This is a genomic window from Wocania ichthyoenteri Th78 (assembly GCF_000789235.1).
Taxonomy (GTDB): Bacteria; Bacteroidota; Bacteroidia; order Flavobacteriales; family Flavobacteriaceae; genus Wocania_A; species Wocania_A ichthyoenteri.
Window position 1 is genome coordinate 1,298,885 of record NZ_KN525716.1, and the last position, 19,077, is coordinate 1,317,961.

Genomic DNA, 19,077 nt, shown 5'->3' on the forward strand with positions numbered 1-19,077 from the left:
ATTACGTAGGTTCGTTTAAATGATCTAAAAACTCTAACGAGTTTGCTTCCATTTGATAGACAACCTTATCAGTTCTCACCACCAAATGGTTGTAAGCAATGTAAGCCACAATACCCACAATTAAACCAGCAACCGTGGTTGTCATGGCTGTATACAATCCGCTTGCTAAAACATCCATTTCAATAGAGCCTCCTGCATTGGCCAATTCAAATATTGCTAATATCATTCCAACTACCGTACCAAGAAACCCAATCATTGGTGCAGCTCCAGAAATAGTAGCCAAAACACTGACATTTTTTTCTAATCCGTAAATCTCTAAACGTCCTGCATTTTCAATAGCAGTATTAATATCGGCAAGTGGTTTTCCTATTCTAGAAATTCCCTTACCAATTAACCTGGACACTGGTGAATTTACTTGAGCACATAGCATTTGAGCAGAGTCAATTTTACCATTACTTACATGATCTTTAATTTGATTCATAAAATTAGCATCTATTTTTGATGCGGCTTTTATGGCAAATAATCTTTCAAAATAAATATATGATGCTACAATAAGCAGTAAAAACAAAATAGCAATTATAACTTGTCCGGCAGCGCCTCCGCTACTAATTAATTCAATAATTGAAAGTGTTTTTTCAACTGATTCTTCATCAGTGATTAATTCTGCCCCCTCCTGTGTGTTTAGTAATAAAATATTTAGCATATAATTAAATTTATTGCAACTGTATAACGTATCTTTTTTTGTTAAAGTATAGCAAAATTACTTTTTGCTTAGATTCCCGTTTTCATAGGAATGACAATTTCAATGTAAACCCAAGACATTCTGCCTTGTGAAATTCTTTTCAATTAAAACAAGGTTCTAGTAAACATAAATGCTACCGAACCTACTAAAAATCCTACAGCAGCTAACCAAGCAATCTTTTTTAAATACCAAAAAAAGTCTATTTTTTCCATCCCCATGGCTACAACACCTGCTGCAGAACCAATGATTAACATACTACCTCCTGTTCCTGCAGAAAAGGCTATAAAGTGCCATAATTCATGATCTATAGGTTCTGAGAACATGCCTAAACTAGCTGCAACCAATGGTACATTGTCTATTACCGCAGATCCAAAACCTAATAATATTACTACTAAATCTGATACACCTCCTGAATGTAATTCCGTACCCAATTGTGGCATATTATCTTGTAAAGACGTTGCAAAATTAAACAATATTCCTAAAGATTCTAAAGCTGCAACCGCCATTAAAATCCCTAAAAAGAATAAAATACTTGGCAATTCAATTTTCGATAAGGAATGATGTACAGGACTATGTAAAGCATGAGCATCACTTTCACCAGAATCAAACTCTGTCATACTAAACTTAGAGCTACTGTAAATTTCGGCAAAAACAGCCACAACACCTAAAGACAACATCATACCTACATAAGGTGGTAAATGTGTAATCACTTTAAAAATTGGCACAAAAATAATAGCACCTAAACCAAGATACAGCATAGTGCTACTAAACTTAGATTTCCTCTTAATTTCTATTTCTTCTTCAATTTCTAAATCACCTTTAAACGCTGGTAAAAATGATGCGATAAATGTTGGTACTGCCATACATAAAAAAGACGGCAATAATAGATAACCAATTAAATGTCCTGTGGTTACTTTTTTACCAATCCATAACATAGTTGTTGTTACATCGCCTATTGGAGACCATGCGCCTCCAGCATTAGCAGCAATAATAATTAAACCTGCAAACCAAATACGAACACTCCTGTCTTTTACAATTTTTTGAAGTATTGAAATAAGTACAATAGTCGCTGTAAGGTTATCTATAATAGCTGATAAAATGAATGCTAAAATGGCAAAAATCCAAAGTATTTTACTTTTCTTTTTTGTTTTAATGAAGTCTTTAATGGTTGAAAAACCATCGAAATAATCAATAATCTCAACAATGGTCATGGCACCTAAAAGGAACACCAATATTTCTGAAGTTTTACCTAAATGATGCAAGAGTGTTTCTTCCATCAAATGCATTTTCTCTTCTGAAGCTAACGACCCAAAACCTTCCATTAATGAATGTTTAGATGAATCGAACCATTGTGGGAAGCCTTCAATACCTAAAGCAATTAATGCCCAACAAATGGCCATCATGACCAGTGCAGGAATTAGTTTATCTATTTTTATACTATGCTCAAGGGTAATGGCTAAATAGCCCATTACAAATACTAAAATAATTGCTGCTTCCATAAATTTGGTTTTATATTAGTTGGCTTAAGGCAATCTCAAAAGCTGTTGCACTTATTCCTGTTTTAGATTGGTTTTTGTTATAAACTTTCTCTATTGCTTCTTTAATTTTATTTGATGTATCATTAAATATCGCTTCATCTGTCATTTGCACACGGCGTTCCATAAAATAGGCAAAAACACGAGCCATTCCACAATTAGAAATAAAATCTGGTATTAAGCTCACTTTATAATCTGTATGCTCCATTATAGGACCAAAGAAAATTTCTTTATCTGCAAAAGGCACGTTAGCTCCACAAGATATAACTTCTAAACCACTATCTATCATCTCATCAATTTGGTGAATAGTAATTAATCTTGATGCAGCACATGGTGCAAAAATTTCGGTTTTAATAGACCAAATCTTCTCGTTAGCTTCTTCAAAAGGGATTAAATTTTCAGCAACTAAAGTATTTCCTGTTTTAGCAAGGAACAAGTTAGTAATTTCTTCAAATGTAAAGCCTTCTTCATTAATTAATCCGCCAACAACATCTATTATACCAACTATTTTAGCTCCCATTTGAGATAAATAAAATGCTGCTGCTGCTCCTACATTACCAAAACCTTGTATAACTGCTCGCTTTCCATTAATGTCTCCTCCATATACATTATAATATTGTTTAACAGCCTCTGCAACACCAAAACCTGTAATCATATCGGCTACTGTGTATTTTCTAGAAACACTTGGCGAATATATTGGATTTTCAATAACCTTAATAACGCCTTGTCTTAATTGTCCAATTCTGTTTATTTTATCGGCTTCGGTAGGTTTAAAATGCCCGTTAAAAACACCTTCTTGCGGATGCCAAACACCGCTTTCTTCTGTAATAGGAATAACCTCGTGAATTTCATCTACATTCAAATCGCCTCCTGTTCCATAATAGCTTTTAAGTAGTGGAGACACTGCAGCATACCAACGCTCTAACACGCCCTTTTTACGAGGGTCTTTAGGGTCGAAATTAATACCAGACTTTGCACCACCAATAGATGGTCCAGATACGGTAAACTTAATTTCCATGGTTTTTGCTAAAGACAAAACCTCATTCATATCCAGCCCTTTTCGCATTCTTGTTCCGCCTCCTGCTGCGCCTCCGCGAAGTGAGTTAATAACAACCCATCCTTCAGCTTCTGTTTCAGCGTCTTTCCAATTAAAAATAATTTCTGGTGCTTTATTTTCGTATTTTTTTAATAATTCTTTCATTCCTTATAATAATCGATTCTTTTTTAGCTTAAAATTTATGTGTTTAGTATTCTCTATTTTAAGCAAAGCTAAAGCTGATTCATACGAAAAGTGTTTAAATTATTAATTTAACAAATATAAAAAACTAAAAGCCCTTTAATATTAAATTTCAATAAATTTTATGGTAGATATATTTCACCAGAACTATGGTCTTTATTTGCTCCAGTTACACTTTGTAAACAATTAATTTCGTCTCTTAGTTTTAACACCCCTAAAAAACCAAAAATTAAAGCTTCTTTAAATTCTATAATGGTTTTAGAATGTATTATAATTTTATTTTTGGAATGCTGTTTTACTCTCTCAATAAGAAACTTGTTATACACGCCACCGCCAGTTATAAAGACTGATTTTTGATTTTCGCTACCAATTATATTGGCAATTTGAATGGCTGCGTGTTCCACAAAAGTTCTTAAAACATCTTTTATTTCTAAATTATATGAACTTATTAAAGAAAAAATATGAATGTTAACCCATTCTAAACCTAAAGATTTTGGCGGAATTTCTTTATAAAAATCTAGAGCATTTAATTGTTCCAATAATTTATTATTTATAGTCCCTGTTGAAGCTATTTTTCCTTCGTCATCATAATCAAAACCCAGTTGTTTCACATAATAGTTTAGCACAATATTCACAGGGCAAATATCGAACGCAATTCGCTTGTTTTCAGATTCATAAGACACATTAGCAAAACCCCCTAAATTAATACAGTAGTCGTATTCTGAAAACAACAACTTATCCCCAATGGGCACCAATGGCGCACCTTGACCTCCAAAATCAACATCTTGCACTCTAAAATCGCAAACGACTTTGTTGTTTAGTAATTTGGCTATATTTGGTAAATTACCTATTTGATACGTTAATTTTTCATCAGGCTGATGTAAAGCGGTGTGTCCGTGCGAACAGATAGCATCCACATTTTTTATATTATTTTTTTGAATGAAACTATTGACAACATTAGCTAAATAGACTGTATAATCTTTATCTATTTGCAATAATCTATCTGAAGTATATAGAACTAAATCTTTAAGAATTCGATGCCATTCATCATTATATGCAACGGTTTCAGCATGATTAATTTCAAAATGCCAAACATCATTATAATTAAATGTCGCATATACTAAATCTATACCATCTAATGATGTTCCAGACATCACACCAACAACGCTAAATTTCGATTTCATCATAGTAAGGTAAAAGTAATCATCTTAAATAAGATTATGAAAGAATATAGAAGCGAAAACTAAACTATAATTTTTAAGAATTCACAATTAAAGGCTATATTTGTAAACATTTTTTACCAAAACTAGATTTTAATTACGAATTATGAATTTTAGCCTTTCTGAAGAACATTTAATGATACGCGATGCCGCTCGCGAATTTGCACAAACCGAATTACTTCCCGGTGTTATTGAACGCGATAATAAGCAGGAATTTCCCAATGAATTAGTTCGTAAAATGGGAGATTTAGGCTTTATGGGCATTATGGTTGATCCTAAATATGGCGGAAGTGGCATGGATGCGATTTCTTATGTACTTATTATGGAAGAATTATCGAAAATTGATGCATCGGCTTCAGTAATTGTTTCGGTTAATAATTCACTAGTTTGTTATGGTCTTGAAGCTTACGGGACAGAAGCTCAAAAAGAAAAATATTTAACCAAACTTGCCACTGGCGAAAACATTGGTGCGTTTTGTTTAAGCGAGCCAGAAGCTGGTAGTGATGCAACATCTCAAAAAACTACAGCCATAGACCAAGGCGACCATTACATTATTAATGGTACAAAAAACTGGATTACAAGTGGTGGACGTGCCGATGTATTCTTAGTAATTGCTCAAACCGATCGAGACAAAGGATCGCACGGTATTAATGCTTTTATTGTTGAAAAAGGAATGGAAGGGTTTCATGTAGGACCCAAAGAAGATAAGTTAGGTATCCGCGGAAGCGACACACACACCCTACAATTTAACGATGTGAAAGTGCCTAAAGAAAATCGCATTGGCGATGATGGATTTGGTTTTCGTTTTGCCATGAAAACACTTTCTGGTGGACGGATAGGTATTGCGTCTCAAGCCCTTGGTATTGCTCAAGGTGCTTATGAGTTGGCTTTAAAATACTCTAAAGAACGAAAAGCTTTTGGTACAGAAATTTGTAACCACCAAGCGATTGCCTTCAAATTAGCAGATATGTATACTGATATTACAGCTGCTCGCCATTTAGTAATGAAAGCGGCTTGGGATAAAGATCAAGGTAATAATTACGATATGTCTAGTGCTATGGCAAAATTATACGCTTCTAAAGTAGCAATGGAACATACTGTTGAAGCGGTACAAATTCATGGTGGTAATGGCTTTGTTAAAGAATACCATGTGGAGCGCTTAATGCGTGATGCAAAAATTACTCAGATTTATGAAGGTACTTCTGAAATCCAGAAAATTGTGATTTCTAGGAGTATTATTAGGGATTGAAATACTCCTAGAATCACTTAACTTTTGACGTTTATTGTTCCCTTATTAGACATAAGAATAAATATATTGTTTCAATTTTATAGAATTAACATAATTTTAGATTGATGTTTTAAATATTTCATAACTTTGTAACTACTTATGAAACAAGTAATCCATAAAACAATGTCACTTTTAATGGCTTTTGTAGTATTATTTTCTACAATGTCATTCACTATTAATATGCATTATTGTGGAGATAATTTGGTAGAAACTGCTATATTCCATAAAGCAAAAGGTTGCGGAATGGAAATGGAAAAACCACCCACTGAAAGTTGTTCGATAACCAAGAAAAATTGTTGTGATGACAAACAATTGGTTATTGAAGGTCAAGATGAATTAAAACTTCAATTTGATAAACTTACTTTTGAGCAGCAACAATTTGTAGCTTCATTTGTATATACTTATATCAACCTTTTTGAAGGTTTAGATAAGAATGTATCTTCTTATGAAGAATACAAACCACCACTCGTCGTCAAGCAAATCTTCAAGATTGACGAGACTTACTTAATTTGATTTTTAAACAATAGACTGTGTTATCCTATGGCTGTATGTCGTAAGGGTAATTTGCTGTATTCGGTGTTTTTCTAACACTATTGTCTAATTGTCTAATTGTCTAATTGTTTAATTGTTTAATTATCAAAGCCAATGCTAAATAAAAGCATCAAATTTTTAATAGAAAATAAACTCGTTGCTGTTTTAATGCTTGTCCTGTTTATAGGATGGGGAACTGTAAACGCACCTTTTAATTGGGATACAGGATTTTTACCAAGTAATCCTGTTGCAGTAGATGCTATTCCAGATATAGGTGAAAACCAACAAATCGTATTTACCAAATGGGATGGTCGTTCACCTCAAGATATTGAAGACCAAATTACCTATCCATTAACCACTTCCCTACTCGGTATTCCAGGAGTAAAAACCATTCGTAGTTCGTCTATGTTCGGCTTCTCAAGTATCTATATCATTTTTGAAGAAGACATAGAATTTTACTGGAGTAGAAGTCGTATTCTCGAAAAACTAAACTCATTACCAAGTGGTTTATTACCTGAAGGTATTAATCCTGCTTTGGGTCCAGATGCCACAGGATTAGGACAAATATTTTGGTACACACTTGAAGGACGTGATGAAAACGGAAATGTAACTGGTGGTTGGGATTTACAAGAATTAAGAAGTATTCAAGATTACTATGTGAAATATGCGCTATCCTCTGCGAGTGGAGTTTCTGAAGTAGCTTCAATTGGTGGTTATGTTCAAGAATACCAAGTAGATGTGAACCCAGAATTGATGCGTCAATATAATATTGGATTACATCACGTTGTAAAAGCAGTTAAGGAAAGTAATAAAGACATTGGTGCACAAACTATTGAAATTAATAATGCAGAATATTTAGTACGTGGTTTAGGTTATGTGAAATCTATTTCAGACATCGAAAATGCAGTCGTTACTTCCGAAGATTATACAGCAATACGAATTAAAGATATTGGAAAAGTATCATTAGGTCCTGCAACCAGACGTGGATTATTAGATAAAGAAGGTGCAGAAGTTGTAGGTGCTGTTGTAGTAGCGCGTTACGGAGCAAACCCAATGGAAGTCATTAATAATGTAAAAGAAAAAATTAATGAATTAAGTGCAGGCTTACCTTCAAAAGTATTAGCAGATGGTAGGACATCACAAGTCACCATAGTACCATTTTATGATAGAACAGAATTGATTCAAGAAACGTTAGGTACACTCAATGAAGCCTTAACATTAGAGATACTAATTACCATTTTGGTCATTATCATTATGGTATTCAATCTTCGAGCATCTATACTTATATCTGGACTACTACCAGTTGCGGTTTTAATGGTTTTTATAGCTATGAAGTTCTTTGGTGTAGATGCAAACATTGTCGCTTTATCAGGTATTGCAATTGCTATTGGTACAATGGTCGATGTTGGTGTCATACTTTCAGAAAACATTATTAGGCACTTGGGTGAAGATGACGGAGCAAAACCCGTTAATACGGTAGTTTATAACGCCACAGCCGAAGTATCTGGTGCAATTGTTACCGCAGTAATGACAACAATAATAAGTTTCATTCCTGTATTTACAATGATTGGTGCAGAAGGAAAATTATTTAGACCATTAGCCTTTACAAAAACCTTTGCTTTAACAGCATCTATTATTGTCGCGTTATTTTTAATCCCGCCATTTGCAGCATTTTTATTCAGAAAGAAAAGCATTAAAAACACTTTTAAATATGTTTTAAATGGTGTTTTAATAGCTTTAGGAATCGTAGCAATAGTCTTTGGGTATTGGTTAGGATTGATTTTGATAGCTTTTGGAATTACAGCACTTCTCAATCTTCAAAATAAGATAACAGACAAACAAACTAATCTTATCAATATCATTATTTCAGCATCTGCGATAGTATTCCTGTTAGCCGAATATTGGAGGCCATTAGGTGTTGATAAAAGTATCTTATGGAATCTCATTTTTGTAAGTGTTATATGCTTTGGTTTGTTAGGCATCTTCTCATTATTCATTAAATATTACACACGTATTTTAAGGTGGTGTTTAGATAATAAATTATTGTTTCTATCTATACCAACAGCTATTGTAATTGCAGGGTTTTTCATTATGAAGAACACAGGCAAAGAGTTTATGCCATCCTTAAATGAAGGCTCATTTCTACTAATGCCAACCTCAATGCCTCATTCTGGTGTGGAAGAAAACAAACGAGTTTTACAGCAATTGGATATGGCAGTAGCCAGTATTCCAGAAATTGAAACGGTAGTTGGTAAGGCAGGAAGAACAGAATCAGCGTTAGACCCAGCACCTCTATCAATGTATGAGAACATCATTCAGTATAAATCAGAATACATGCTGAATGCAGATGGAGAAAGGCAACGCTACAAAGTAAATGAGAATGGTTTGTTTGAATTAAAAGATGGTCGTTTTATTTCTAATCCAAATAATTCCGAAAATGTTGCTTATACCACAGTCAAAAGCTCTCAACTAATCGAAGATGACGATGGCGAATACTACCGTAATTGGCGACCAGAAATCGAATCACCAGACGATATTTGGAATGAAATTGTAAGAGTTACCAAATTACCTGGAGTTACGTCAGCACCAAAACTACAACCTATTGAAACCCGATTGGTAATGCTTCAAACAGGAATGCGAGCACCTATGGGAATAAAGGTAAAAGGTCAAGACTTAAAACAAATTGAAGCGTTTGGAGTACAATTAGAAAATATTATCAAGGAAGCTGAAGGTGTTAAAAAAGAAGCTGTCTTTGCAGACCGTATTGTTGGTAAACCGTATTTGTTAATTGATATTGATAGAGAGAAAATTGCACGTTACGGAATTTCTATACAAGATGTTCAAGACGTATTAAAAGTCGCAGTTGGTGGTATGGTTTTAACACAAACGGTTGAAGGTCGTGTGCGCTATGGTGTTCGTGTGCGATACCCAAGAGAATTAAGAGCAAATCCAACAGACTTACAACAAATTTATGTGCCAGTTGAAAAAGGAAGTCCTGTTCCATTAAGCGAATTGGCAACCATTCGATACGAACAAGGACCACAAGTGATAAAAAGTGAAGACACCTTTTTAGTAGGTTATGTCTTGTTTGATAAATTAGATGGTTTTGCAGAAGTAAGCGTTGTTGAAAATGCACAAGCACTAATCCAAGAAAAGATAGATTCTGGTGAGCTAATAGTACCAAAAGGTATCAACTATGCATTCACAGGAACTTATGAAAATCAATTACGAGCAGAAAAAACACTATCTGTTGTTGTACCGTTAGCATTGGCAATTATCTTTTTAATACTGTATTTCCAATTCCGTTCTGTGGCAACCTCATTAATGGTATTTACAGGTATCGCAGTAGCGTTTGCAGGTGGATTTATAATGATATGGCTCTATGGTCAAGATTGGTTTTTAAACTTCAATTTCTTTGGTGAGAATTTACGAGACCTATTTCAAATGCATCCCATTAATTTAAGTGTAGCGGTTTGGGTTGGGTTTATTGCTCTTTTCGGAATTGCAACCGATGATGGAGTTGTAATGGCAACCTATTTAACGCAAACATTCGACCGAAACAAACCAGAAAACAGAAAAGAAATTAGAGCCTCGATAGTAGAAGCTGGCGAAAAACGTATCAGACCTTGCTTAATGACCACTGCTACGACCATTTTAGCATTGTTACCAGTACTAACCTCTACAGGAAGAGGAAGCGATATTATGATACCAATGGCAATACCAAGTTTTGGAGGCATGCTAATCGCATTAATCACCTTGTTTGTAGTGCCAGTATTATACAGCTGGAAATCCGAGTTAAAAGTGAAGAATGAAAAACTAAAAGTGAAAAGTTATGAGTAAAAGTATCTTAAAAGACAAGAGTTATGCTTTTGCAATATTAATTGTAAAACTATCTCAATCATTAATAAATGAAAAAGAGAATATGTGTTAAGCAAACAACTTTTAAGAAGTGGAACTGCTATTGGAGCACTAATTCGTGAAGCTGAATTTGCTCAAAGTAAAAAAGACTTTATTAATAAAATGAGTATAGCTCTGAAAGAAGCTAACGAAACATTATACTGGTTGGATTTATTAAAAGATACTAATTATGTTCAAACGCAACAGTATGAAAATCAATATGCATTAAACAAAGAATTAGTTGCAATGCTAGTGAGCTCAATTAAAACATCTAAATCTAATATTTAAAATGAAAACGTTAATACAAACAAACAAGAAAGTCAATTTTGGTTTTCCACTTTCCACTTTTCATATAAAAAGTCTGGTAATTTTTAGTTTTTCGTTTTTCGTTTTTCACTTTTCAAACGCTCAACAACTGGAAACACTCATTGATGAAGCTTTGGCAAACAATCCAGAGATTCAAAAATTCGAGTTGCAATACAAAAGAGTTTCAGAAAAAGTGAACGAAGTCAATACGATTCCTAATACTGAATTTGGTGTAGGTTATTTTGTAAGCGAACCAGAAACGAGAACAGGAGCGCAACGCTTTAAAGTATCAGCAAAACAAATGTTACCGTGGTTTGGCACGATTACTTCACGTGAAAATTATGTCAGTTCATTAGCTGATGCTAAATATGAGGATATTGTTATAGCCAAAAGAAAATTAATAGCTTCTGTATCACAATCCTATTATAATTTATATGCCAATAAAGCAAAACAAAAGGTGCTAACAGAAAACATTAAACTATTGGAAGCCTATGAGACATTAGCACTAACCTCTGTTGAGGTTGGTAAAGCATCTGCTGTAGATGTGTTGCGATTACAAATGCGTCAAAATGAAATGCAACAACTAAAAGATGTTTTAAGGCAACAGTTTTTAGCAGAACAAACGAATTTGAATAACCTTTTGAATAGGGAAAATGATACTGCTGTTACTGTGGTAGAGAGTTTAATGATGCCTTCAGAAGACTCTGAAATCACTACTGAAAATTTAGGATTGCATCCTGAATTGTTGAAGTATGATAAACTATATCAATCCATAGAGCAATCAGAATTACTAAACCAAAAAGAAAGCAGTCCTATGATTGGTTTTGGGTTAGATTATATCAATGTAGAGCCAAGGCCAGATATGAATTTCTCGGATAACGGTAAAGATATTGTGATGCCAATGGTTTCGGTATCCATCCCAATTTTTAATAAAAAATATAAATCCCAAACCAAGCAAAATGAGTTAGAACAGCAAGAAATAACCGCTCAAAAACAAGAACGATTAAACACTTTGGAAACGCTTTTAAGCAAGGCGATTAATGAACGTATTTCTGCAAGAATAAGTTATGCTACGCAAACCAGGAACTTAAAACAAGCCAAAGATGCAGAGGATATTTTAATAAAAAGCTACGAAACAGGAACGATTGATTTTAATGATGTTTTGGATATTCAAGAACTACAATTAAAGTTTCAAATGAATCAAATAGAGTCTGTTTGGACTTACTATATACAAACCACGATTATTAATTATTTAACACAGCAATAATGAAACATATATATAAAATAACAGGAATGACCTGCAACAACTGTAAGGCTTCCGTAGAAAAGAATTTAGGCGAATTAGAACAGGTTTCAAACGTTTCGGTAAATCTCGAAAGAAGTGAAGCAGAAGTAACAATGAATCAACTCATTGAAACCGAAACTTTAAAAAATGCATTACCTGAAAAATATACATTATCTGAAAAAAAAGAGCGAAATGTCTTTTCATCTTCTACAATAGCTACTGAAACCGAAGAAGAAAAAAGTAAACTTCAACAATTAAAACCACTCTTGCTTATCATCTTTTATATCGCAACAGCAAGTATATTATTACATTATAAAAATTGGAGTTGGAGCGAGTTTATGCTTGATTTTATGGGCTTATTTTATATCGTGTTTAGCTTCTTTAAGATGTTAGATTTAAAAGACTTTCCTGATTCTTTTAGAATGTATGACCCATTAGCAAAAAGAGTACCTGCTTATGGTTGGGTTTATCCATTTATTGAAACAGCTTTAGGATTAATGTTCTTAATGCGTTTTGAAGTCAATATTGCTTTAATAATAACACTTATTGTATTAGGAATGACAACTATTGGAGTAACAAAAACGCTCTTGGATAAAAAGTCAATACGATGTGCTTGTTTAGGTACTGCTCTAAAGTTGCCTATGACAGAAGCTACATTTATAGAAAATGCTATTATGATTATAATGGCGACATTAATGTTAACAAATGTTTTTTAAATATTAAACTATGAAAAAATTATTAGCAATACTCTGTTTTACTTTTTTGTTAAAGGGATGTAAAAACCAAGAGCAAAAAAAGGAAGAACACAGCCATCAAGAAACAAAAACAAATAAAGAAGAAACGCCCAAAAAGAAACCGTTAAGCCCTCACACATCGGCTATGGCAATGGTTGGCGATGCTCATATTCATATAGACTATTCGTCACCAGGAGTAAGGGACAGAATCATTTTTGGTGGTTTATTGGCTTATGGCCAAGTATGGCAAGCTGGAGCACATATGGCAACGTGGATAGAGACCAATAAGGATTTGCAAATTGAAGGAAAAACACTTCCTGCTGGCAAATACGGATTCTTTACAATTCCTTCAAAGGATGAATGGATAGTTATATTCAATTCTAATTGGGAGCAACACGGTAAAGACGAATATGACAAAAAGGATGATGTTTTGAGGTTTAAAGTACAGCCAAAAATTTCTAATGAAATAACAGAACATTTAGAGTATAAGGTCAATAAAATTAATGATGAAGATGGTAGTATTTCATTGGCTTGGGAAAAAGTATTTATAAATTTCAATTTTAAAGTACTGCAATAAATGGTAAATAGATATACAGCACTAAAAATAAGAAAAACACATCGTTATTTAGGCTTGTTTTTAGGTATTCAGTTTTTGTTTTGGACAATAAGTGGATTATACTTTAGTTGGACAGATATTGACGATATACACGGCGACCACTTTAAAAATTTAGAGTATAAATCTAAAGCGTTCAACAATCTTATAAGTCCTTCACAGCTTGATATTTCAGAAGGTATTAATACAATAGCGTTAAGAGATATTAGCAACACACCTTACTTTTGGGTTAATGACAAACAACTCTATAATGCTATAAATGGAAATCTTAAAAATAGTATTTCTAAAGAAGAGGCACTTTATATTGCAAAAAACAATATGAAAAATGGTTTAGAAGTAGATACTATTGAACAAATTGATGAGGTAGGTAAGCACCACGAATATAGAGAAAAACTATTGCCAGCCTATGTCATATCCTATAAGTCAGATGAAGCTTTAAAAGCCTATGTATCCATTAAAGACGGGAAATTTCAAACAGTAAGGCATCGTAGTTGGCGTTGGTTTGATTTTTTATGGATGACACATACGATGGACTACGAAGGTCGAGATAACTTTAACACAATAGTATTAAGAGCTTTTTCACTTTTAGGATTGATTACTGTGTTAAGCGGATTTTTGTTATGGTACACATCGTCACCATCTATTAGAAAATTATTAAAGAGAAAAAATAAGAAGAAATGAAAAAATATGTAATCTATTCAGCAATATTAGTAGTTGGCTTACTATTAGGCTGGTTACTATTTGGTGGTTCATCAAATAAAGAAACAGAAAGAAATCATTCTGAAACAGCAGAAACAAATCAAATGTGGACGTGTTCTATGCATCCGCAGATAATGCAACCAGAATCAGGCGATTGCCCAATTTGTGGTATGGATTTAATTCCTGCCGAAAGTAGCGCAGATGGTTTGGCAGCAGACCAATTTAAACTAACTGAAAATGCAATAGCATTAGCAAATATTCAGACAACGATAGTTGGTGAAAGTAATGTTGAAGGCAATGCCATAAAACTATCAGGTAAGATTGCTGAAAACGAAAAAGCAAATGCAGTACAAGTAAGTTATTTTTCTGGTAGAATAGAACGTCTAAATGTAAGTTTTACAGGTGAAAAAGTGAGTAAAGGTCAATTATTAGCAACCATTTATTCGCCAGAATTATATGCGGCACAACAAGAACTGATTACAGCAGCTTCATTAAAGGAATCGCAACCTGCTTTGTACAAAGCAGTTCGCAATAAATTAAAGTTATGGAAGCTCTCTGAAAATCAAATCAATCAGATTGAAGAAACAGGAAAAGTAAAAGAAAACTTTCCAGTTTATGCAACCGTTTCAGGAACAGTTACAGAAAAATTGGTAGAGCAAGGCGATTACATCAAACAAGGGCAACCTTTACTTAAAATTGCTAATCTAAATACGGTTTGGGCAAATTTTGATGTCTATGAAAATCAGATTGATCGGTTTAAAAAAGGACAGGAAGTTTTGATAACAACCAATACCTATCCTAATAATGAATTTAAAGGAAAAGTAGATTTTATCGACCCAATTTTAAATACCAAAACACGTACTGTAACCTTACGGGTAGTTTTGAATAATCAGAAGGATGTATTTAAACCAGGAATGTTTGTTGAAGGAAAGATTGAAGGTCTCAATACAAATAAAGAACAAGTATTAGCAATACCATCTTCGGCTGTTTTATGGACAGGAGAACGTTCTGTTGTGTATGTAAAAGCTAATCCTAATCAACCAGTTTTTGAAATGCGTAAGATTACATTAGGCAATCAAATCGGTAATAATTATGAGATGTTAGAGGGTTTAAATAATGGTGATGAAATAGTAACCAATGGAACATTTACAGTTGATGCAGCTGCTCAATTACAAGGCAAGAAGTCGATGATGAATAAAGATGGTGGCAAAGTAATGACAGGTCACGAAGGACATTTAGGAATGGATAATAATGCATCAAAAAAAGAAACCGAGCATACCAATATGACAGAACGTTTGGAAGTATCAAAAGCATTTCAACAACAGTTAAATAAGGTTTATGAAAGCTATATTAATTTAAAAGATGCATTAGTTGAAGATGACACAAACAAAGTATCTAAAGATGCCAATAGTTTACTGGATAATTTGAGTCAGGTAGATATGAAATTAGTAAAAAATGAAGCTCATAACCATTGGATGTCATTAGCAAAAGAGATAAAATCTTCTTCAAGTGCTATTTCAAAAACAACAGATTTAAAGGAACAAAGAAGCCATTTCAAACATCTATCTTCACATTTAATCAATGCTGTACAATTGTTTGGAATCGATGAAAAAGTCTATGTAGAATTTTGCCCAATGGCAGATAACAATAAAGGTGCGTATTGGTTGAGTAAAGAAGAAAAAGTAATCAATCCATATTTTGGCGAAGCAATGTTAACCTGTGGAGAAGTAAAACAAGTAATAGAATAATTAAACAGAAATAATAACAATTAAATTTTTAAAAAATGAAGAAAGTAATTTTAAGTGTAGCTGTAATAGCAGCATTAGGTTTTACAAGTTGTAAAAACGAAACCAAAAAAGAAACAGGAACAACCACTACAGGAGTTTCAAAAGATATGGCAATGACTGACTTGTCTTTTGGAGTAAGAGGTAATTGCGGTATGTGTAAGAATACGATTGAAAAAGCAGCAAACGGAGTAGATGGTGTAGCAAGTGCCAATTGGGATGTCGATAAAAAGAAAATTGATGTATCTTTTGATGATACCAAAACAGATGCAATGGCAATTCATAAAGCAATAGCAGCGTCAGGTTATGATACCGAAAAAGTTGCTGGAAGTGAAGAAGCCTATAAGGATTTACCAGGTTGTTGTAAATACGACCACGAAATGATGATGAATCAATCAGGTGAAATGAAATCGGAAGACCATTCAAATCACGACAATTAAGTAATATAAATAGGGTCTATTGAAAGTGATTATTTTGATAGACTCTTTTTAAAAATTACAATAGCACATTCCATTCCACACACATTCCACTTCTCTCCTATCGTCGTTTCGTAAAAAGAGTGTTCCATTAACATTTCAGAAAAAACTTTTGAGAATAAATTTTTTCGAAAAACAGAAGTAACAACTTTCGCTTTTAACCAAAGCTCAAGTTACATAACGCAGTACATTATAGTACAAATGTTCATTATGTTTTTAGGGTATTATTTCCATTTGACAGCTATTAAATATATCAAAATTTGGTTATCATCTGTCGTTAAATATACTCACTATCTATTCAAATCATCCAAAACCAAACGTAATTCGCCATAGCTATATTTATCGTCTAGCTGCTGTTTTAAATCTGAAAGCCCCTCAAATTTGTGTTTAGGAATAAGTACCTTCAACTCTTTATAGTGTATTTCTGAAATTAAGTCGGTTATTTTCACCTCACCAGTTGGAATAAAATAAGCCAAATGCCCCATTATGGTGTTAGGGTTTAACTCCCTATCATTCGCTATTTCGTCAATTGATTTTCCTGCTTTAAATAATTCTAAAGATTCTTTTTTAGTATCACCTCGTTTTTTCTTGGGTTTTTCTGCTTCAAACAAATCTTCTTCGTTAGTCGTTTCAATATCGTTTTCTTCACAATACGCATGAATAACTTTTAGAATCTTAGTCCCATATTTTTCTACACGGGTTTTCCCCATCCCATTAATCTGTAGTAATTCTTTTTTATTAGTGGGTAAGGTTTCGCAGATTTCGTATAAAGCTTTTTGAGTAAACACTTGATAATGAATCAAATCATTTTCTGTTGCTATATCGTTTCTAAGCACTCTTAACAACTCAAATAATTCAATATTTGTTGTACCGTCAATTATTGATTTTCGGGGCTTCTTAGGTTTCTCTTTAGCAAGAAAAACAGACTTTGCTCTCAGCTCTAAAAATGTATTGACATTAAAACCTTTTTCCAACCCTTGAAAGTATAATAGTTTGGCTGCTAATAATTCTTCTATGGTGTCTAGTTGTTTATTAATATCTTTTTCAATTGCTTTGTTATCTGTAGTAAAACCTAAGGTTTTTAAAGGCTCACTAATGGTGGTTTTGGTTTGCTCACTAAAATAATGTATTGCTTTTACAAAACGCTCTTGAACGTCTTTACTAGATTCTGGGGCTTCCGCAGATTCAGACAATGTTTTAAGTTGCGCTTTAAAACCATTGCCAATTTTCAATAAGCTAGCAACGCCTTCTTTTATAGTATTTAAAGGCGTTTCTACCTGCCCTTCAATAATAGTTCTGTTTTTATAATAAATATCTAAAATGCGCCCTACAGGATATAAAAACTTATAAAAATCAAATAGTTCTGCTATTAAATTCAATTGAAACTCAGCTTTAGATTGTTGCAATATGTTCTTATCTGGCTGATTTTCTTCAGCACTTTTATTAAACGATATCACATTCACATCGCTAATAATTTGACTGGAATCTATTTTACTTTTTAAAACTAAACCTTCCAACGATTTACATCGGCTTAATGCCACATAGGTTTGCCCATGAGCAAAAGCGCCTTGGGCATCTATAATGGCTTTTTCAAAGGTTAAACCTTGACTTTTATGAATGGTTATTGCCCAAGCTAATCGCAAAGGCATTTGTGTGTACGACCCAATTTTGTTTTCTGAAATGGCTTTGGTTTCAGCATCAACCGTATAATTTATATTTTCCCAAATTTCTGGCGTGGTTACAATGTTAAAATCATCGTCAGGACAGTTCACCACTACTTCATCTTTATCTAAAAGAATCACTTTACCAATCTTTCCGTTGAAATAGCGTTTTTCTGGTGAGCTATCATTTTTTATAAACATGACTTGCGCCCCAACCTTTAACTCTAATTTTTCGTCATTAGGATAAGCATAATCGGGAAACTTACCTTCAATTTCAGCTTTATAAGTATGTGCCTTTGTTTTTAACTTAGCTAGTTCGGAATGATTCGTTTGTTCTGCTTTATTGTTGTGCGTTGTTAAAGCAATGTAACCGTCGTTTTTATCTGGCACAAAGTTAGGTTGATAGCGTTTGTTCAACTCATCTGCCGAGGCTTGAGTTAGTGTGTTGTTCCGTATTTCATTAAGAATATCAATAAACTTAGGATTATCTTGCCTGTAAATATGTTTTAATTCTACTGTAACAGCGTTGCATTGTTGGTACGCATAGCTACTAAAAAAGAAAGCATTTTTGTAATGCGCCTTTAATAGTTGCCATTCGTTGTCTTTAATAACTGGCGATAATTGCTGTAAGTCGCCAATCATTAATAATTGAACGCCTCCAAACACTTTGTTTTTATTTTTAAAACGCCTAAGTGTTTTATCAATGCCGTCTAATAAATCGGCGCGAACCATACTAATCTCGTCAATAACCAAAAGATCTAAAGATTTGATAATATTGATTTTGGTTTTATTAAATTTTCGGTTGAAGTTAGAAGAATTATTCAATTCTGCATCTGGTAAAATAGGACCAAAAGGCATTTGAAAAAACGAATGAATAGTAACGCCTTTAGCGTTTATAGCAGCCACACCAGTTGGTGCCACCACAACCATACGCTTTAACGATTTCATTTTTAATTTATGCAGAAAAGTGGTTTTTCCTGTACCTGCTTTACCTGTAAGAAACACATTTCTGTCTGTATTGTTTACAAAATCCCAAGCTAAATCTAATTCGTTATTTACATCCATTTTT

The 19,077-nt window shown here is 33.4% G+C and carries 15 protein-coding genes; 10 read left to right on the top strand and 5 right to left on the bottom strand.

Annotated features, from left to right (window positions below; all coding sequences use genetic code 11):
- Position 1 precedes the first annotated feature (1 nt).
- The 4 genes from RG22_RS05620 to RG22_RS05635 form a co-directional block, all read right to left on the bottom strand.
- Positions 2-703: a MotA/TolQ/ExbB proton channel family protein gene (locus RG22_RS05620; protein WP_034041567.1), complete on the bottom strand. Its 702-nt coding sequence runs from the start codon at positions 701-703 to the stop codon at positions 2-4.
- A gap of 143 nt (positions 704-846) precedes the next feature.
- Positions 847-2,241 carry a sodium:proton antiporter NhaD gene (nhaD, locus tag RG22_RS05625; protein ID WP_034041570.1) on the bottom strand — a complete coding sequence of 465 codons (1,395 nt, stop codon included), beginning with the start codon at positions 2,239-2,241 and terminating at the stop codon, positions 847-849.
- 10 nt (positions 2,242-2,251) lie between these two features.
- On the bottom strand, positions 2,252-3,478 hold the full coding sequence (locus RG22_RS05630; RefSeq protein WP_034041572.1) for a Glu/Leu/Phe/Val dehydrogenase dimerization domain-containing protein: 1,227 nt from the start codon (positions 3,476-3,478) through the stop codon (positions 2,252-2,254).
- Positions 3,479-3,636: 158 nt separating this feature from the next.
- On the bottom strand, positions 3,637-4,701 hold the full coding sequence (locus tag RG22_RS05635; RefSeq protein WP_034041574.1) for an anhydro-N-acetylmuramic acid kinase: 1,065 nt from the start codon (positions 4,699-4,701) through the stop codon (positions 3,637-3,639).
- 139 nt (positions 4,702-4,840) lie between these two features.
- Between RG22_RS05635 and RG22_RS05640 the strand changes: the two genes are divergently transcribed.
- From RG22_RS05640 to RG22_RS05685, 10 genes are all read left to right on the top strand, one after another.
- Complete coding sequence (locus RG22_RS05640; protein WP_034041577.1) at positions 4,841-5,983, top strand: acyl-CoA dehydrogenase; 1,143 nt, start codon at positions 4,841-4,843, stop codon at positions 5,981-5,983.
- Positions 5,984-6,121: 138 nt separating this feature from the next.
- Positions 6,122-6,535 carry an HYC_CC_PP family protein gene (locus tag RG22_RS05645; protein WP_244462116.1) on the top strand — a complete coding sequence of 138 codons (414 nt, stop codon included), beginning with the start codon at positions 6,122-6,124 and terminating at the stop codon, positions 6,533-6,535.
- Between the two features lie 132 nt (positions 6,536-6,667).
- Complete coding sequence (locus tag RG22_RS05650) at positions 6,668-10,393, top strand: efflux RND transporter permease subunit (RefSeq protein ID WP_034041580.1); 3,726 nt, start codon at positions 6,668-6,670, stop codon at positions 10,391-10,393.
- Between the two features lie 84 nt (positions 10,394-10,477).
- Complete coding sequence (locus RG22_RS05655; protein WP_338062075.1) at positions 10,478-10,738, top strand: four helix bundle protein; 261 nt, start codon at positions 10,478-10,480, stop codon at positions 10,736-10,738.
- Between the two features lies 1 nt (position 10,739).
- The gene (locus RG22_RS05660; RefSeq protein ID WP_052143647.1) at positions 10,740-12,023 is read left to right on the top strand and encodes a TolC family protein; all 1,284 of its coding nucleotides are present in this window, start codon (positions 10,740-10,742) and stop codon (positions 12,021-12,023) included.
- Positions 12,023-12,757 carry a heavy metal translocating P-type ATPase gene (locus RG22_RS05665; protein WP_034041583.1) on the top strand — a complete coding sequence of 245 codons (735 nt, stop codon included), beginning with the start codon at positions 12,023-12,025 and terminating at the stop codon, positions 12,755-12,757. Before RG22_RS05660 ends, RG22_RS05665 begins: the two co-directional genes overlap by 1 nt.
- Positions 12,758-12,767: 10 nt before the next feature.
- Complete coding sequence (locus RG22_RS05670; RefSeq protein ID WP_034041585.1) at positions 12,768-13,352, top strand: DUF2911 domain-containing protein; 585 nt, start codon at positions 12,768-12,770, stop codon at positions 13,350-13,352.
- Positions 13,353-14,069 (top strand): PepSY domain-containing protein, encoded by a 717-nt coding sequence (locus tag RG22_RS05675; protein WP_034041587.1) that lies wholly within the window; start codon positions 13,353-13,355, stop codon positions 14,067-14,069.
- Positions 14,066-15,835, top strand: coding sequence for an efflux RND transporter periplasmic adaptor subunit (locus RG22_RS05680; RefSeq protein WP_034041590.1), 1,770 nt, complete (start codon positions 14,066-14,068; stop codon positions 15,833-15,835). Before RG22_RS05675 ends, RG22_RS05680 begins: the two co-directional genes overlap by 4 nt.
- Before the next feature lie 35 nt (positions 15,836-15,870).
- On the top strand, positions 15,871-16,311 hold the full coding sequence (locus tag RG22_RS05685; RefSeq protein WP_034041592.1) for a heavy-metal-associated domain-containing protein: 441 nt from the start codon (positions 15,871-15,873) through the stop codon (positions 16,309-16,311).
- Positions 16,312-16,637: 326 nt separating this feature from the next.
- Here RG22_RS05685 and RG22_RS05690 read toward each other — a convergent pair whose 3' ends face one another.
- Positions 16,638-19,073, bottom strand: coding sequence for a helix-turn-helix domain-containing protein (locus tag RG22_RS05690; protein WP_034041595.1), 2,436 nt, complete (start codon positions 19,071-19,073; stop codon positions 16,638-16,640).
- Between the last annotated feature and the right edge of the window lie 4 nt (positions 19,074-19,077).

What these genes read in the sequence shown, in the direction of transcription:
- RG22_RS05620 (WP_034041567.1), bottom strand. Translation starts at nt 703, where the DNA reads ATGCTAAATATTTTATTACTAAACACACAGGAGGGGGCAGAATTAATC.
- nhaD (WP_034041570.1), bottom strand. Translation starts at nt 2,241, where the DNA reads ATGGAAGCAGCAATTATTTTAGTATTTGTAATGGGCTATTTAGCCATT.
- RG22_RS05630 (WP_034041572.1), bottom strand. Translation starts at nt 3,478, where the DNA reads ATGAAAGAATTATTAAAAAAATACGAAAATAAAGCACCAGAAATTATT.
- RG22_RS05635 (WP_034041574.1), bottom strand. Translation starts at nt 4,701, where the DNA reads ATGATGAAATCGAAATTTAGCGTTGTTGGTGTGATGTCTGGAACATCA.
- RG22_RS05640 (WP_034041577.1), top strand. Translation starts at nt 4,841, where the DNA reads ATGAATTTTAGCCTTTCTGAAGAACATTTAATGATACGCGATGCCGCT.
- RG22_RS05645 (WP_244462116.1), top strand. Translation starts at nt 6,122, where the DNA reads ATGAAACAAGTAATCCATAAAACAATGTCACTTTTAATGGCTTTTGTA.
- RG22_RS05650 (WP_034041580.1), top strand. Translation starts at nt 6,668, where the DNA reads ATGCTAAATAAAAGCATCAAATTTTTAATAGAAAATAAACTCGTTGCT.
- RG22_RS05660 (WP_052143647.1), top strand. Translation starts at nt 10,740, where the DNA reads ATGAAAACGTTAATACAAACAAACAAGAAAGTCAATTTTGGTTTTCCA.
- RG22_RS05665 (WP_034041583.1), top strand. Translation starts at nt 12,023, where the DNA reads ATGAAACATATATATAAAATAACAGGAATGACCTGCAACAACTGTAAG.
- RG22_RS05670 (WP_034041585.1), top strand. Translation starts at nt 12,768, where the DNA reads ATGAAAAAATTATTAGCAATACTCTGTTTTACTTTTTTGTTAAAGGGA.
- RG22_RS05675 (WP_034041587.1), top strand. Translation starts at nt 13,353, where the DNA reads ATGGTAAATAGATATACAGCACTAAAAATAAGAAAAACACATCGTTAT.
- RG22_RS05680 (WP_034041590.1), top strand. Translation starts at nt 14,066, where the DNA reads ATGAAAAAATATGTAATCTATTCAGCAATATTAGTAGTTGGCTTACTA.
- RG22_RS05685 (WP_034041592.1), top strand. Translation starts at nt 15,871, where the DNA reads ATGAAGAAAGTAATTTTAAGTGTAGCTGTAATAGCAGCATTAGGTTTT.
- RG22_RS05690 (WP_034041595.1), bottom strand. Translation starts at nt 19,073, where the DNA reads ATGGATGTAAATAACGAATTAGATTTAGCTTGGGATTTTGTAAACAAT.